A 14,772-nucleotide genomic window follows, 5' to 3' on the forward strand; every position below is an offset into this window, starting at 1 on the left:
GCGGGACGGCGGGCTACGGTCGGCACGTGACCTCGGCGACGGACCTCCCGGACGACAGCAGTGGGCCGGGCGGCGCCGGCGACGACGTGCGACCGGAACTCCCCGTGTGGGGGCCGGCCACCGGTGTCGGGTCCCTGCCCGGCAGCGACCCGGTCGAGGCGATGCGGCTGACCGTCGGCGAGCTGCCAGACCTCCCACACCTTCCCGAGCTGCCCGGCCGCGGCCCGGGCTCGGACCTGATCGGGCGCGCTGCTGCGCTCCTGGTCGACCTCTACGTCGACCTCACCCCGGCGGGCTGGCGGTTGGTCCCCCGACCGGGTGTCGACCTGCGCCGGGCCCAGGAGGCGATGGCCCGGGACCTGGACGCCCTCTACGAGGTGGCCGAGCGGTACGTGGGGCCGTTCAAGGTGCAGGTGGCCGGGCCGTGGACCCTGGCCGCCGGACTGGAGCGCACCCGCGGCGACCGCGCCGTGGTGGACCCGGGGGCGCGCCGCGACCTCGCGCAGTCCCTCGCCGAGGGGATCGCTGCCCACGTCGCCGCCGTCTCCGCACGGGTGCCGGGGGCCTCGGTCCTCCTCCAGTTCGACGAGCCGTCGGTGCCCGCCGTGCTGCAGGGCGGCCTGCCCACCGTCAGCGGCTTCGGGAAGCTGTCGGCGGTGGAGTCCCACGTCGTGGAGGAGCAGCTGACCGGGCTCGTGCAGCGGGTGCCGGCGCCGGTCGTCCTGCACTGCTGTGCCCAGCGCGCCCCTCTGGACCTGTTCCGGGCCGCCGGGGCGCAGGGGCTGTCCTTCGACCTGGGGCTGGTGCAGGACCTCGACGCCGTCGGCACCGCCGTCGAGGCAGGCACCCACCTGTTCGTCGGCGTCGTCCCCGGCACCGACACCGACCTGGGCCGGCCGAAGGCGACCGCCACCCGCGTGCAGGCCTGGTGGCGCGAGCTCGGTTTCCCCGCCGAGGAGCTGGCCGGCGCCGTGACGCTCACGCCGTCCTGCGGCCTGGCCGGGGCGAGCGAGGCCTACGCCCGGACGGCGATGGCGCACGTCCGCGAGGCCGCGAAGTACCTGCTGCCGGAGTGACGGCCCGGCTCAGCGGAGGCTCCCGACCTCGCTGACCGGGACGTCGTCACGGGCTGGACGGTCCGGGCGCCGTTTCCCGTCGGAGCCGCCGGATAACGTCTCGTCCGTGAGCAGCGAGGCAGGGGAGCAGGACACGGTGGACGGGGCCGACCAGCCCGCGGTCGAGGCACCCGTCGATCGGCAGGACGTCACCGAGGTCCCCGACGAGGCCCGCACCCGGCACCGCGACCTGTCCGAGGAGCTCGACCGGTACGCCTTCGCCTACTACGTGCAGGACGCTCCGCTGGTCAGCGACGGTCAGTACGACGAGCTGATGGGTGAGCTGAAGGGGCTGGAGGCCGCTCACCCGGCGCTGGTCACGCCGGAGTCGCCCAGTCAGAAGGTCAACGGCGGCTTCGGCGCCACCTTCGCCCCGGTCACCCACCCGGAGCGCATGCAGAGCCTGGACAACGCCTTCTCCTCCGACGAGCTCTCCGCCTGGGCCGCCCGCGCGGAGCGCGATGGTGCCGCCGGTGCCGGCTACCTCTGCGAGCTGAAGGTCGACGGGCTGGCCATCGACCTGGTCTACGAGCGCGGCCGGCTGGTCCGGGCGGCCACCCGCGGCGACGGGACGACGGGGGAGGACGTCACTGCCAACGTGCGCACCCTGGCCGTCGTCCCCCAGCAGCTGACCGGGGACGACGTGCCGGAGTTCCTCGAGGTCCGCGGCGAGGTCTACTTCCCGGTCGCCGCCTTCGCCGAGGTCAACGCCGGGCTGGTGGAGGCGGGCAAGCCGCCGTTCGCCAACCCGCGCAACGCCGCGGCCGGCTCGCTGCGGCAGAAGGACGCCCGGGAGACGGCGAAGCGCCCGCTCAGCATGGTGGTGCACGGCATCGGCGCCCGCCGCGGCTTCGAGCCCGCCCGCCAGTCCGACGCCTACGAGCAGCTGCGCGCCTGGGGGTTGCCGGTCAGCGAACGGTACGAGGTGGTCGAGGACCTCCCCGGCGTCTGGGCCTACATCGAGCGCTACCGCGAGCAGCGGCACGCCGTCGAGCACGAGATCGACGGCGTCGTCGTCAAGGTCGACCAGGTCTCCCTGCAGCGCCGGCTCGGGTCGACCAGCCGCGCGCCGCGGTGGGCCATCGCCTTCAAGTACCCCCCGGAGGAGGCGACGACGAAGCTCCACGACATCCGGGTCAACGTCGGCCGCACCGGGCGGGTCACCCCGTTCGCCTACATGGAGCCGGTGAAGGTCGCCGGGTCCACCGTGCAGCTGGCCACGCTGCACAACGCCAGCGAGGTGACGCGCAAGGGCGTGCTGATCGGCGACACCGTGGTGATCCGCAAGGCCGGCGACGTGATCCCGGAGGTGCTCGGCCCGGTCGTGGCGGCCCGCGACGGCTCCGAGCGGGAGTTCGTCTTCCCCACGCACTGCCCCGAGTGCGGCACCGAGCTGCGGCCGGAGAAGGAGGGCGACGCCGACATCCGCTGCCCGAACGCCCGGTCCTGCCCCGCCCAGCTCCGGGAGCGGGTCTTCCACGTCGCCGGCCGCGGCGCCTTCGACATCGAGGTGCTCGGCTACGAGGCGGCGACCGCACTGCTGGAGAGCCGGCTGCTCACCGACGAGGGCGACGTCTTCACCCTGGACGAGGACGCGCTGTGCCGCACCGACTTCTTCACGAAGAAGGACGGCACCCTCTCCGCCAACGGGAAGCGGCTGCTGACCAACCTGCAGACCCGCAAGGACGTCCCGCTCTGGCGGGTGCTCGTGGCGCTGTCGATCCGGCACGTCGGCCCCACGGCGGCGCAGGCGCTCGCCCGGGAGTTCCGCTCGATCGACCGGCTGATGGCCGCGACCGAGGAGGAGCTCGCCGCCGCCGAGGGCGTCGGGCCGACCATCGCCACCGCGGTGCGCGACTGGTTCGCCGTCGACTGGCACCGCGACGTGGTGGAGAAGTGGCGGGCCGCCGGCGTCCGGATGGCGGACCCCGAGTCCGACTCCGGGCCCGGTCCGCTCACCGGGATCACCGTCGTCGTCACCGGGTCGCTGCGTGACCACAGCCGGGACCAGGCGATCGCCGCCATCCAGGAACGCGGGGGCAAGGTCACCGGCTCGGTGTCGAAGAAGACCGGCTTCGTCGTCGTCGGCGCCGACCCCGGCAGCAAGTACGACAAGGCGGTCGCGGTGAAGGCGCCGGTCCTGGACGACGACGGCTTCACGGTCCTGCTCGAGCAGGGGCCGGACGCCGCCCGCGAGGTGGCCACCATCGGCGACGGCACGGCACCCGCCGAGCCTGCCGAGCCCGCCGGAGCCTGACGGCCCCGCCCGGGCCCTTCCTCAGTCGGCCGGGGGGAGCCGGGTGACCGTCGCGGCGAGCCCGGTCAGGTGGGCCAGCCTCAGCAGCTCCGAGCGGCGGAACACCGGCCCGCCGGACCGGCCCAGCAGCACGGCGGTGCCCGGGTCCAGCGGTGCGGCCATCATCTCCACCGCCATCTCCTGCCAGCGGCGCGGCACCCACTCGCCCTCGCTGGGCAGCAGCAGGGGCGTGGTCAGCGGCAGCCACGGGGTGCGGACGCCCTCCAGCGACGGCGCAGCGTCCGAAGCGGCCAGCACGGTGAGCTGGTCGGCAGAACCGGCGAGCACCACCGCCCACCCGCTGCGGAACACCCGAGGGAGCTCCGTGGCGAGCACCTTGGCGGTGCCGTCCCCGGCCGGGGCGAGCGCCTCCAGCAGCTCCAGTTCCCGGTGGGTGTCCATCGGACCGGCGAACGGGCGCAGCGACTCGACCTGCACGCCCGGCACGGCGGTCGCCGCGGTGATCAGGCTGTCGGCGACCCGGTCGGCGGGGAGCTCCACCACGATGTCGTCGACGGCCACGCCGTTCCCGCGCTCGAGGACGTCGACGGAGACGATGTCGATGCCGGCCCGGCCGAGGGCCGTGGCGACGGCACCGAGCGTGCCGGGCCGGTCGGGGACGACCAATCGCAGAAGGTAGGACACGGATTCCCCCGGACGGCGTGCTGGAGCAGGTCGATCGCCGTCGATCGCGGACAGGGGGCAGCCTCCCCCATGGAGGGCCCCCGGACCAACCCCGGCTCGCGGTCGGAGGGCCGCGGCGTCCCACGTACAGTGGCTGGGTCGTGGAGCGAGTCGAGGCCGGGCCCGTCCGGCCGCCGAAGTGGGGTCCCAGCGCAGCATGAGCAGCATCTCCCGTGAGGACGTCGCACACCTGGCGCGTCTGTCGCGCCTGGCCGTCACCGACGAGGAGCTGGACCGGTTCGCCGGGCAGCTCGACCAGGTGCTCGCCGCCGTCGCCCGGGTGGGTGAGGCCGCGGTGGCCGACGTGCCGCCGATGACCCACGCCGTCCCGCTGACCAACGTGCTCCGTCCCGACGAGGTGACCCCGAGCCTGTCCCGCGACGTCGTGCTGGCCGGTGCGCCCGCCGCCGAGGACGGCCGCATCCGCGTGCCGCGCATCCTGGGGGACGCCGAGTGACCGGCACCAGCAGTGACCTGACCCGCGTCGACGTCGCCGGGCTCTCCCGGCTGCTGAGCTCCGGGGAGGTGAGCGCCGTCGAGGTGACCCGCGCGCACCTGGACCGGATCGCCGCCGACGACGGCCGGCTCGGCGCCTACCTGCACGTCGAGGACGACGCCGCGCTCGCCGCGGCCGCCGCGGTCGACCAGGCCCGTGCCACCGGCGCCGAGCTCGGCCCGCTGGCCGGGGTCCCGGTGGCCCTCAAGGACCTGGTGGTCACCGAGGGCGTGCCGACCACGAGCGGTTCGAAGATCCTCGAGGGCTGGCTCCCCCCGTACAGCGCCACCGTCGCCACCCGGCTCGCCGAGGCCGGCACCGTGCTGTTGGGCAAGACCAACATGGACGAGTTCGCGATGGGCTCCTCCACCGAGAACTCCGCGTACCAGGTGACCCGCAACCCCTGGGACACCGACCGCATCCCCGGCGGCTCCTCCGGTGGCTCCAGCGCCGCGGTCGCCGGGCACCTCGCGCCCTGGTCGATCGGCACCGACACCGGCGGTTCCATCCGGCAGCCGGCCGCCGTGACCGGGCTCGTCGGGCACAAGCCGACCTACGGCTCGGTCTCCCGCTACGGCCTGATCGCCTTCTCCTCCAGCCTGGACCAGGCCGGGCCGATGGCTCGCACGGTGCTGGACGCCGCGGTGATGCACGAGGTCATCGGCGGCCACGACCCGCGTGACTCCACCAGCATCGACACCCCGCTGGCCCGGCTGGCCGACGCTGCCCGCGAGGGCGCGGCCGGCGACCTGCGCGGCGTGCGGGTCGGCGTCGTGCGCGAGCTCGGCGGCGAGGGCCACACCGACGGCTACGAGCCCGGCGTGCTGGCCCGTACCCGCGAGGCGATCGAGGTCCTGGCCGGGCTGGGCGCCGAGGTCACCGAGGTCTCCTGCCCCTCCTTCGACCTGGCGCTGCCGGCCTACTACCTGATCGCGCCGAGCGAGGCCTCCAGCAACCTGGCCCGCTACGAGGGCGTCCGGTTCGGCCTGCGGGCCGGTGACGACGGCAGCCGCGACCTCGACGAGGTCATGGCGCTGACCCGGGAGCAGGGCTTCGGCCCGGAGGTCAAGCGGCGGATCATCCTGGGCACGTACGCGCTCTCCAGCGGGTACTACGACGCCTACTACGGCCAGGCGCAGAAGGTGCGCACGCTGATCACCCGCGACTTCGGTGCCGCCTTCGCCGACGTCGACGTGCTGGTCAGCCCCACCATGCCCACGGTCGCCTTCCCGATCGGCGCCCGGGTCGACGACCCGATCGCGATGTACGCCGCCGACCTGTGCACGCTGCCGGCCAGCCTGGCCGGGCTCCCGGCGATCTCCGTGCCCAGCGGGCTGTCGGACGGGCTGCCCGTCGGGCTGCAGGTCATGGCGCCGGCGCTGGCCGACGAGCGGTGCTACCGCATCGCCGCTGCACTGGAGGCCGCGCAGGACGCCACCCGTGGCCACCGGCTGCTCGACGAGCTGGGTGCCGCGTGAACGGGCCCATGAAGGCAGCCTGGGGGCTGACGGTCTTCGTGATCGTCGCCGGCGCGGTGCTGTGGGCCGTGACCGGTCAGGCGATCTTCGCCGTCTTCATCGTCCTCGGCGTGCTGACCGCCATCGGTGCCTGGTTCACCACCCGCAGCGCCACCACCGGCCGCAGCACGACGTCCGGCCCGATCGACCACCCGGAGGAGAAGCCATGACCAGCACCGCCGACCGGCTGGTCGAGTTCGACGAGGTCCTGACCCGCTACGAGCCGGTCATCGGGCTGGAGACCCACGTCGAGCTGGGCACCGCCTCCAAGATGTTCTGCGGCTGCGCCACCACCTTCGGTGCCGAGCCGAACACCCACACCTGCCCGGTGTGCCTGGGCATGCCCGGCTCGCTGCCGGTCGCCAACGCCGCCGCCATCGAGGCGACCATCAAGATCGGCCTGGCGCTGGGCTGCCGGATCGCGAACTGGTCGCGGTTCGCCCGGAAGAACTACTTCTACCCCGACATCCCCAAGGGCTTCCAGACCAGCCAGTACGACGAGCCGCTGTGCGTTGCCGGCCACCTGGACGTCGAGGTCGACGGGACGACGCACCGCGTGGAGATCGAGCGGGTGCACCTGGAGGAGGACACCGGCAAGAACCTGCACGTCGGTGGGGCCACCGGGCGCATCCACGGCGCCGACCACTCGCTGATCGACTTCAACCGGGCCGGCATCCCGCTGGTGGAGATCGTCACCCGCCCGGTGCCCGGCGCCGGCCGACTGGCCCCCGAGGTCGCCCGCGCCTACGTCACCGAGCTGCGCGAGATCGTCCAGGCCCTCGGCGTCTCCGACGTCCGGATGGAGCAGGGCAGCCTGCGCTGCGACGTGAACATCTCGCTCAACCCGGTCGGCGACCTGGAGTGGGGCACCCGCACCGAGACCAAGAACGTGAACTCGCTGCGGTCGGTCGAGCGCGCCGTCCGCTTCGAGATGCGCCGGCAGGCCGCCGTCCTCGACTCCGGTGGCCGGATCGTGCAGGAGACCCGGCACTTCCACGAGGACACCGGCAGCACCTCCTCCGGGCGCAGCAAGGAGGAGGCGACCGACTACCGGTACTTCCCCGAGCCCGACCTGGTGCCGCTGGCGCCGGACGCCGACTGGATCGAGAAGCTGCGCGCCGAGCTCCCCGAGCTGCCGGCCGCCCGGCGCACCCGGCTCCAGCAGGAGTGGGGCATCTCCGGCACGGAGATGACCTGGCTGGCCAATGCCGGCGCGCTGGGCCTGGTCGAGCAGACCGTCGCCGCCGGCGCCACCCCGGGTGACGCCCGCAAGTGGTGGCTGGGCGACCTCGCCCGCCGGGCCAACGAGGCCGGCACCGAGCTCGGCGAGCTGGCGGTCACCCCGGCGCAGGTGGCCGAGCTGGTCGGCCTGGTCAACGCGGGCACCATCAACGACGGGCTGGCCCGCCAGGTGCTCGACGGTGTGCTGGCCGGCCAGGGCGACCCGGCGCAGGTCGTCGAGGCGCAGGGGCTCGCCGTGATGGGGGAGTCCGACGAGCTGGTCGCCGCCGTCGAGGCCGCGATCGCCGGTGCCCCCGACGTCATCGCCAAGGTCAAGGCCGGCAAGGTGCAGGCGCTGGGTGCGCTCGTCGGGGCGGTCATGAAGACCACCCGCGGCAAGGCCGATGCCCCCACCGTGAAGCGGATGCTGGAGGAGCGGGTGCTGGGCTCCTAGCCTGGGGCGGTGGGGCTGCCCGCCGTCGAGCTGCGCCCGCTGCGGCGGGCGGACCTCCCGCTGCTCTGCCGCTGGCTGGCCGAGCCGCTGGTCGCCCGCTGGTGGGACGACGACCCGAGCCCGGCGGCCGTCGAACGGCGGTACGGCCCCAGTGTCGACGGCACCGACCCGACCGCGGTGTACCTCGGCCTGCACGACGGTGAGCCGTTCGGACTGGTGCAGGTGTACGCGTTCGCCGACGAGCCGGAGTCGCTCGCCGAGCTGTCGGCGATCTGCGAGGTGCCCGCGGGAGCGCTGAGCATCGACTACCTGGTCGGCGAACCGGGGGCCCGTGGCCGGGGGCTGGGCGCGGCGATGATCGCGGCCGCCGTCTCCCAGGGCTTCGCCGACCACCCCGAGGCGCAGGACGTGCTGGTGGCGGTCGCGCTGGGCAACGAGGCCTCGTGGCGGGCCCTGCGCCGCGCCGGGGCGACCTGGTACGCCGAGGGTGAGCTGGTGCCGGACAACCCGGTCGACCCGCCCGACCACGTCGTCCACCGCTTCGCCCGGTAGCCCAGGCGGCCTCGCGTCAGAGCGGAGAGCCTGCCGAGGACGTCGGCGGGAGCACCCGCAGCACCTTGTCGTCGTCCTCGGTCGGCGTGCCCACTCCGTCGCGGTTGGAGGTGGTGATCCACAGCGCGCCCTCGGCGTCCACGGCCACCGAGCGCAGCCGCCCGTAGTCCTCGTCCAGGAACGCGGTCGGCTCCTCGACCGGGACCCGCCCGCCGTCGAGCTCGGCGACGTGCACCTGCTGCCCGTCGAGCGCCCCGAGGAAGACGTAGGGGCCGGTGACCGCGCAGCCGCCCAGCCCGCCCTCCTCCGCGGGCACCTCGAGCACCGGTGGGATGCCGCCGGGGCCGAAGTCGCCGCCGCCGACGAGGGCGTTGAACTCGTCGGGCCCCTGCAGCGCGTCGTCGGTGGCGTAGAGCTGCTCGTCCCCGCCCTGGCACAGCGCGGTGACGTCCCGGTGCCCGCGGCTGACGAGCGGGCCGGCGCCGGCGGGCTGACCGAACACGTCGATGGCCAGCACCTTGCCGGCCGGCGATGCCGGGTCGGCTGCCAGCGCCGGGTCCCCGACGTCGCCGGTGCCCACGTACAGCACGCCGTCCGGTCCGAACAGCAGCCCGCCGCCGTTGTGCACCTCGCCGCGGGGGATGTCGGTCAGCACCGGGTTGGGGGTGCCGCCGATCGGGAAGCGCACCACCCGGTTGTCGGTCGCGGTGGAGACGTAGGCGTAGAACAGCCCGTCCTCGAGGAACGTCGGCGACAGGGCCAGCCCGAGCAGCCCGCCGTCCCCGCCGGTGTCGACGCCGGGCACGGTCATCAGCTCCCGGGGCTCGGCGCCGTCGGGGAAGACCTGGAGCAGACGCCCGGTGTCCCGCTCACCGACCACCGCCGTCCCGTCGGGGAGCAGCACCAGGCCGGTGGGGACGGCCAGGTCGGTGGCGACCACGTTCGGGTCACCGGCCTGGTCGTCGTCGGCGCCCGGGGTGGACGGCTGGCCGGGAGCCGGGATCGCGGGGCTCGTCGGCGGCGGGGCGACCTGCGGTGGCTGACCCTGCGGCACCTCGCGGAACGGGCCGGCCGGCTCGTAGCCGCCGCCGCAGCCGGCCAGCAGCAGCCCGCCCAGGAGCAGTGCCGTCCGTCGCCGGGCACCGGGTGCCGTCGTCCGTCGTCCCACCCCGGCAACAGTACGGCGGCTGCCCGCTGCGCCGCCGCCGAGTGACCCCCCTAGGGTCGGGACCCGTGCCCGACGTCACCGGTCCCGACACCGCCCCCACGCTGCCCCTGGGCCGGGAGGAGACGCTGCACGTGCTCGTCCCCTCCCGGGCGCTCGCCGAGGCGGTCGCGGCCGTCTCGCCCCGCATCCGTGCCCACCGGCTCCCCGACGAGGGGCTGCCCACCGGGGAGGCGACGCAGGCGCAGGTGCTCGTGCCGCGCGGTGGCGGGGAGATCCCCGCCGAGGTGCTGGACGCGCTGCCGCAGCTGCGGCTGGTCCAGCTGATGAGCGCCGGGGCGGAGAAGTTCGTCGGCCGGCTGCCCCAGCGGGTCACGCTGTGCAACGCCCGGGGCGCGCACACCCCCTCGACCGCGGAGTGGACGGTCGCCGCGACGCTGGCCGCGCAGCGGGGCATCCCGCACTTCACCCGTGCCCAGGACGCCGGCCGCTGGGACTTCCGCACCGAGCACTCGCTGATCGGCGCGAAGGTGCTCATGGTGGGCGCCGGCGACATCGGCCGCACGATCGGCCGGATGATGGCCGGCTTCGACGTCGACCTCACCTACGTCGCCCGTACCGCCCGCGACGGCGTGCGCGGCATCGAGGAGCTGCCCCGACTGCTGCCCGAGGCCGATGTCGTGGTGCTCATCGTGCCGGTGACCCCGCAGACCACCGGCCTGGTCGACGCCGCCTTCCTCGCCGCGATGAAGGACGACGCCCTGCTGGTGAACGCCGCCCGCGGGGTGGTCGTGGACACCGACGCGCTGCTGGCCGAGCTGACCTCGGGCCGGCTGCGCGCCGCGCTGGACGTGACCGACCCCGAGCCGCTGCCCGCCGGGCACCCGCTGTGGTCGGCGCCCAACCTGCTGCTCACCCCGCACGTGGCCGGCGCGGTGCCGGACACGAACGCCCGCGCCACCGCCGCCGTCACCGAGCAGCTGACCCGGGTGCTGGCCGGCGAGCCGCTGCGCAACGTCGTCGCGGACTACTAGAAGGACCCCCTCGCCCCCCACCGCTCGCGAGCTCGCGGCGGGCCCCTGCGAGGGGGCCGATCAGGGGGCGGGGATGCGGCCGCCGGAGAGGGCGGCGAGGCGGGGCAGGTCGCGGGCGCGCAGCACCGGCAGCTGCACCTGGGTGCCGGCGGTCGTGACCAGCCACAGGTCGGCGCGCTCCCCGACCCGGACGCCGGCCAGGTCGTCCCAGGCGATGGTGCGGTGGGCGACCGGCGACCGCACGGTGATCCCGCCGTCCCCGACGTCGACGCCGACCCGGAGGACCCAGACCGCCAACGCCAGCGGCACCAGCAGCAGCAGGAACGCCCACGGGCTGGCGACGGTCACCGGCAGCACGCAGATGGTCAGGAAGAGGACGGGGACGAGGGAGATCCGGCTCATCCGCATCCGGGCGACAGCCACGCCCCGATGCTCCCAGATCCGGCACCCCGGCCGGCCGGCGACGCCTCAGTCGCGGCTCAGCCGGGCCAGCCGGGCCGCGCTGTCCGTGCCCGCGGCCGCCGTGTAGACGACCAGGTGCAGGTCGGGGGAGTCGGCCAGGGTGAGCTGGTGGTGCTCCAGCAGCAGGCTGCCCACCCGGGGGTGCTCGAAGCGGCGCTCGCTGGAGCTGAACGACTCGACGTCGTGGCTGGCCCAGCCGGCCCGGAAGTGCTCGCTGGCCTCCTGCAGCCGGGTGACCAGGTCGACGACGGCCGGGTCGTGCACCCGGCTGCCGACCTCGGCGCGGAACTGGGTGAGGAAGCGCCGGCTGTCGGTGCCCCAGTCGCCGAGCAGGCTCCGCACGGCCGGGTCGGTGAACACCACCCACAGCAGGTTCCGCTCGTCCTCCGGCGCCGTGGCCACCCCGGGATACAGCCGCTCGTAGGCGGTGTTCCACCCGAGGATCGACCAGCTGTGGGTGAGGACGAAGGCGGGGGAGGGGCCCAGCGCTTCCAGCAGCCGCACGGCGTGCGCCGGCAGCTCCGCCGGACCGGGCTCGGCCGGCGCCGTCGCGGCGTGCCCGGTCAACCGCAGCACGTACTGGTGCTCGGCCGGCGAGAGCTGCAGCGTGCGGGCGACGGCGTCCACCACCTGCCGGGACGGCGAGATGTCCCGGCCCTGCTCGAGCCACGTGTACCAGGTGTGGCTGACCCCGGACAGCAGCGCGACCTCCTCCCGCCGGAGCCCCGGCGAGCGCCGGGCACCGTGCCCGGGCAGACCCACGTCGGCCGGCTGCACCTGCCGGCGCCGGGAGCGCAGGAAGGCCGCCAGCTCGGTGCGGGGGGAACCGGTCACGGGGGAGCTCCTCGGGACGACGGAGGTGGTGGTGCCAGTACCAGCATCACTGCTCTCTTGTGCCCCCGTCGACCGGCCCGCACGCTGGGCCGGCGCACCGCTGCGCGCGAAGGGGGTCACGGGTGGACCGGGTCAGGGGCGTGAGCTCGTTCGTCGGGCGCTGGTTCGCCGTCATCGTCGTGCTCGCCGGCGCGCTGGCGCTGGCGGTCCCCGGGGCGTTCGCCGGGGGGACGGCGGCGGTCCCGTGGCTGCTCGCGGTGATCATGCTCGGGATGGGCATGACCCTGCGGCCGGTCGACTTCGCGATCGTGGCCCGCCGCCCCTGGGCGCTGCTGGCCGGGGTGGCCACCCAGTTCGTCGTCATGCCCGGGCTGGCGTTCGGGATCGCCCAGGTGCTCGACCTGTCGCCGGCGCTGTCGGCCGGGATGGTGCTGGTCGGCTCGGCGCCGGGTGGCACCGCGTCGAACGTGATCGTCTACCTGGCCCGCGGCGACACGGCCCTGTCGGTGGCGATGACGTCGGTCTCCACCCTGCTGGCGCCGCTGCTCACCCCGCTGCTGGTGCTGTGGCTGGCCGGCCAGTACCTCCCGGTCGACGGCGCCGGGCTGTTCACCTCGATCCTGCAGATCGTGCTGGTGCCGGTCCTGCTGGGGCTGCTGCTCCGCCGGTTCGTCCCCCGGCTGATCGAGCGGCTGCTGGACCTCCTCCCGCTGGTCTCGGTCGCCGGGATCGCCGCCGTGGTGGCGATCGTGGTCGCGGCGAGCGCGGACACCCTGCTGTCGGTGGGGCTGCTCGTGGTCGTGGCGGTCATCGCGCACAACCTGCTGGGCCTGGGGCTGGGCTACGCGGTGGCCCGCGCCTGCGGCTTCGACGAGCAGGGTCGGCGGGCGGTCAGCATCGAGGTCGGCATGCAGAACTCCGGCCTGGCCGCGGCGCTGGCCACCGCACACTTCTCCCCGGCGGCCGCGCTGCCGGCGGCGCTGTTCTCCGTCTGGCACAACGTCTCCGGCTCGCTGCTGGCCGGTCACTGGGCGCGCCGGAGCGCCGCGCCCGAGCCCGAGCCCACCCTCCCGGCCGGTGCCCCCGGCCCCCGTCCCTGATCAGGAGCACGCCATGACCACCACCCAGCCCACCGCCGGGCCCGCGGCCACCGGCCTACCATCGCCGGTCGTGACGACCGTCGAGGACCGCCCCACCACCAACGACCGCACCGTCGACGTCAAGCCGCGCAGCCGCGAGGTCACCGACGGGGACGCCAAGGCCCCGGCCCGGGCCATGCTCCGCGCGGTGGGCATGGGCGACGACGACTTCGCCAAGCCGCAGATCGGCGTCGCCTCGTCCTGGAACGAGATCACCCCCTGCAACCTGTCCCTGGACCGGCTGGCGAAGCGGGCCAAGGAGGGCGTGTTCGCCGCCGGCGGCTACCCGCTGGAGTTCGGCACGATCTCCGTCTCCGACGGCATCTCCATGGGCCACGAGGGGATGCGCGCCTCGCTGGTCTCCCGCGAGGTCATCGCCGACTCGGTCGAGACCGTCATGTTCGCCGAGCGGCTCGACGGGTCGGTGCTGCTGGCCGGCTGCGACAAGTCGCTGCCCGGCATGCTGATGGCCGCCGCGCGGCTCGACCTGGCCAGCGTGTTCGTCTACTCCGGCTCCACCCTGCCGGGGAAGCTCGGCGACAAGGACCTCACCCTGATCGACGTCTTCGAGGGCGTCGGCGCGTGCGCCGCCGGGAAGATCACCCGCGACGAGCTGACCGCCATCGAGAAGGCAGCCTGCCCGGGGATGGGCTCCTGCGGGGGCATGTACACCGCGAACACGATGGCCAGCGTGGCCGAGGCGCTGGGCATGGCCCTGCCCGGCAGCGCGGCGCCGCCCGCGCCCGACGCCCGCCGCGACGCCATCGCGATCGCCTCCGGCGAGGCCGTGGTGAACCTGCTCCGCCAGGGCATCACCGCCCGGCAGATCATGACCAAGGAGGCGTTCGAGAACGCCATCACCGTGGCCATGGCGCTGGGTGGGTCGACCAACGCCGTCCTGCACCTGATGGCGATCGCCCACGAGGCCGACGTCGACCTCACCCTCGACGACTTCAACCGGATCGGTGACCGCACGCCGCACCTGGCCGACGTGAAGCCCTTCGGCCGGTTCGTGATGACCGACGTCGACCGCATCGGCGGCGTCCCGGTGGTCATGCGCGCCCTGCTGGACGCCGGCCTGCTGCACGGCGACGTGCTCACCGTCACCGGTCGCACGCTGGCCGAGAACCTCGCCGAGCTCAGCCCCCCGGACCCCGACGGCGCGATCATCCGCGCGATGGGCGACCCGATCCACAAGACCGGCGGGCTGACGATCCTGCGTGGCTCGCTCGCGCCGGAGGGCGCGGTGGTGAAGTCCGCCGGCTTCGACGCCGACGTCTTCGAGGGCACCGCCCGCGTCTTCGACGGCGAGCAGGGCGCGATGGACGCCGTCACCGAGGGCACGCTGGCCAAGGACGACGTCGTGGTCATCCGCTACGAGGGGCCGCGCGGTGGCCCCGGCATGCGCGAGATGCTCGCCGTGACCGGTGCGATCAAGGGCGCCGGGCTGGGCAAGGACGTGCTGCTGCTCACCGACGGCCGGTTCTCCGGCGGCACCACCGGCCTGTGCGTGGGGCACATCGCCCCGGAGGCGGCCGACGGCGGCCCGATCGCGTTCGTCCGCGAGGGCGACCGGATCCGGCTCGACCTGGCCGCCCGCACGCTGGAACTGCTCGTCGACGACGCAGAGCTGGCCCGCCGCCGGGAGGGCTGGGCGCCGCCGGCGCCCCGCTACACCCGCGGGGTGCTCGCCAAGTACGCGAAGCTGGTCGGCTCCGCGGCCCAGGGCGCGGTCTGCGGCTGACGTCTGCACCGGCCCGGCCCTGCCCGAACGGGTGAGGCCGGGCCGTCCGCCCTGTTGCC

14 protein-coding genes are annotated in these 14,772 nt (G+C 74.7%); 10 read left to right on the forward strand and 4 right to left on the reverse strand.

Annotated elements, in window-relative coordinates; genetic code table 11:
• The first annotated feature begins 26 nt into the window (after positions 1-26).
• Positions 27-1,076, forward strand: a complete 1,050-nt coding sequence (locus O2V61_RS15400; protein WP_269184142.1) for a methionine synthase — start codon at positions 27-29, stop codon at positions 1,074-1,076.
• A 106-nt stretch (positions 1,077-1,182) separates the two neighbouring features.
• Positions 1,183-3,372: an NAD-dependent DNA ligase LigA gene (gene ligA / locus O2V61_RS15405; RefSeq protein ID WP_269184143.1), complete on the forward strand. Its 2,190-nt coding sequence runs from the start codon at positions 1,183-1,185 to the stop codon at positions 3,370-3,372.
• A gap of 21 nt (positions 3,373-3,393) precedes the next feature.
• Here the strand turns inward: ligA and O2V61_RS15410 are convergent, their stop codons facing one another.
• On the reverse strand, positions 3,394-4,038 hold the full coding sequence (locus O2V61_RS15410) for an ACT domain-containing protein (protein WP_269184144.1): 645 nt from the start codon (positions 4,036-4,038) through the stop codon (positions 3,394-3,396).
• A gap of 214 nt (positions 4,039-4,252) precedes the next feature.
• Between O2V61_RS15410 and gatC the strand changes: the two genes are divergently transcribed.
• The 5 genes from gatC to O2V61_RS15435 are packed head-to-tail and all read left to right on the forward strand — an operon-like array spanning position 4,253 to position 8,335.
• Positions 4,253-4,552, forward strand: a complete 300-nt coding sequence (gatC, locus tag O2V61_RS15415) for an Asp-tRNA(Asn)/Glu-tRNA(Gln) amidotransferase subunit GatC (protein WP_269158853.1) — start codon at positions 4,253-4,255, stop codon at positions 4,550-4,552.
• Entirely contained in the window at positions 4,549-6,069 is a 1,521-nt protein-coding gene (gene gatA / locus O2V61_RS15420) for an Asp-tRNA(Asn)/Glu-tRNA(Gln) amidotransferase subunit GatA (protein WP_269184145.1), read from the forward strand. Before gatC ends, gatA begins: the two co-directional genes overlap by 4 nt.
• Positions 6,066-6,278 carry a hypothetical protein gene (locus O2V61_RS15425; protein WP_269170875.1) on the forward strand — a complete coding sequence of 71 codons (213 nt, stop codon included), beginning with the start codon at positions 6,066-6,068 and terminating at the stop codon, positions 6,276-6,278. The genes gatA and O2V61_RS15425 overlap by 4 nt, the downstream gene beginning before the upstream one ends.
• Complete coding sequence (gene gatB, locus O2V61_RS15430) at positions 6,275-7,783, forward strand: Asp-tRNA(Asn)/Glu-tRNA(Gln) amidotransferase subunit GatB (protein WP_269184146.1); 1,509 nt, start codon at positions 6,275-6,277, stop codon at positions 7,781-7,783. The genes O2V61_RS15425 and gatB overlap by 4 nt, the downstream gene beginning before the upstream one ends.
• Before the next feature lie 9 nt (positions 7,784-7,792).
• Entirely contained in the window at positions 7,793-8,335 is a 543-nt protein-coding gene (locus O2V61_RS15435) for a GNAT family N-acetyltransferase (protein ID WP_269184147.1), read from the forward strand.
• A 16-nt stretch (positions 8,336-8,351) separates the two neighbouring features.
• Here the strand turns inward: O2V61_RS15435 and O2V61_RS15440 are convergent, their stop codons facing one another.
• A complete protein-coding gene (locus tag O2V61_RS15440; RefSeq protein WP_269184148.1) occupies positions 8,352-9,503 on the reverse strand; it encodes a PQQ-dependent sugar dehydrogenase in 1,152 nt (383 codons plus the stop codon).
• Positions 9,504-9,568: 65 nt separating this feature from the next.
• Between O2V61_RS15440 and O2V61_RS15445 the strand changes: the two genes are divergently transcribed.
• Positions 9,569-10,534 carry a 2-hydroxyacid dehydrogenase gene (locus O2V61_RS15445; protein WP_269184149.1) on the forward strand — a complete coding sequence of 322 codons (966 nt, stop codon included), beginning with the start codon at positions 9,569-9,571 and terminating at the stop codon, positions 10,532-10,534.
• A gap of 60 nt (positions 10,535-10,594) precedes the next feature.
• On the opposite strand, the gene O2V61_RS15450 is transcribed toward O2V61_RS15445, so the two are convergent.
• On the reverse strand, positions 10,595-10,957 hold the full coding sequence (locus tag O2V61_RS15450) for a PH domain-containing protein (protein WP_269184150.1): 363 nt from the start codon (positions 10,955-10,957) through the stop codon (positions 10,595-10,597).
• Positions 10,958-11,002: 45 nt separating this feature from the next.
• Positions 11,003-11,830: a helix-turn-helix transcriptional regulator gene (locus O2V61_RS15455; protein WP_269184151.1), complete on the reverse strand. Its 828-nt coding sequence runs from the start codon at positions 11,828-11,830 to the stop codon at positions 11,003-11,005.
• 140 nt (positions 11,831-11,970) lie between these two features.
• On the opposite strand from O2V61_RS15455, the gene O2V61_RS15460 reads away from it, so the two are divergent.
• Positions 11,971-12,930 carry a bile acid:sodium symporter family protein gene (locus tag O2V61_RS15460; protein ID WP_269184152.1) on the forward strand — a complete coding sequence of 320 codons (960 nt, stop codon included), beginning with the start codon at positions 11,971-11,973 and terminating at the stop codon, positions 12,928-12,930.
• A 13-nt stretch (positions 12,931-12,943) separates the two neighbouring features.
• Positions 12,944-14,713 carry a dihydroxy-acid dehydratase gene (gene ilvD / locus O2V61_RS15465; protein ID WP_269184153.1) on the forward strand — a complete coding sequence of 590 codons (1,770 nt, stop codon included), beginning with the start codon at positions 12,944-12,946 and terminating at the stop codon, positions 14,711-14,713.
• Positions 14,714-14,772 lie beyond the last annotated feature (59 nt).

The organism is Modestobacter sp. VKM Ac-2985 (genome assembly GCF_026967925.1).
In the GTDB taxonomy this organism is placed as follows: Bacteria; Actinomycetota; Actinomycetes; order Mycobacteriales; family Geodermatophilaceae; genus Modestobacter.

Bases quoted from the DNA above. Each gene is read 5' to 3' on its own strand.
- gatC (WP_269158853.1), top strand. From the start codon at position 4,253: ATGAGCAGCATCTCCCGTGAGGACGTCGCACACCTGGCGCGTCTGTCG.
- gatB (WP_269184146.1), top strand. From the start codon at position 6,275: ATGACCAGCACCGCCGACCGGCTGGTCGAGTTCGACGAGGTCCTGACC.
- ilvD (WP_269184153.1), top strand. From the start codon at position 12,944: ATGACCACCACCCAGCCCACCGCCGGGCCCGCGGCCACCGGCCTACCA.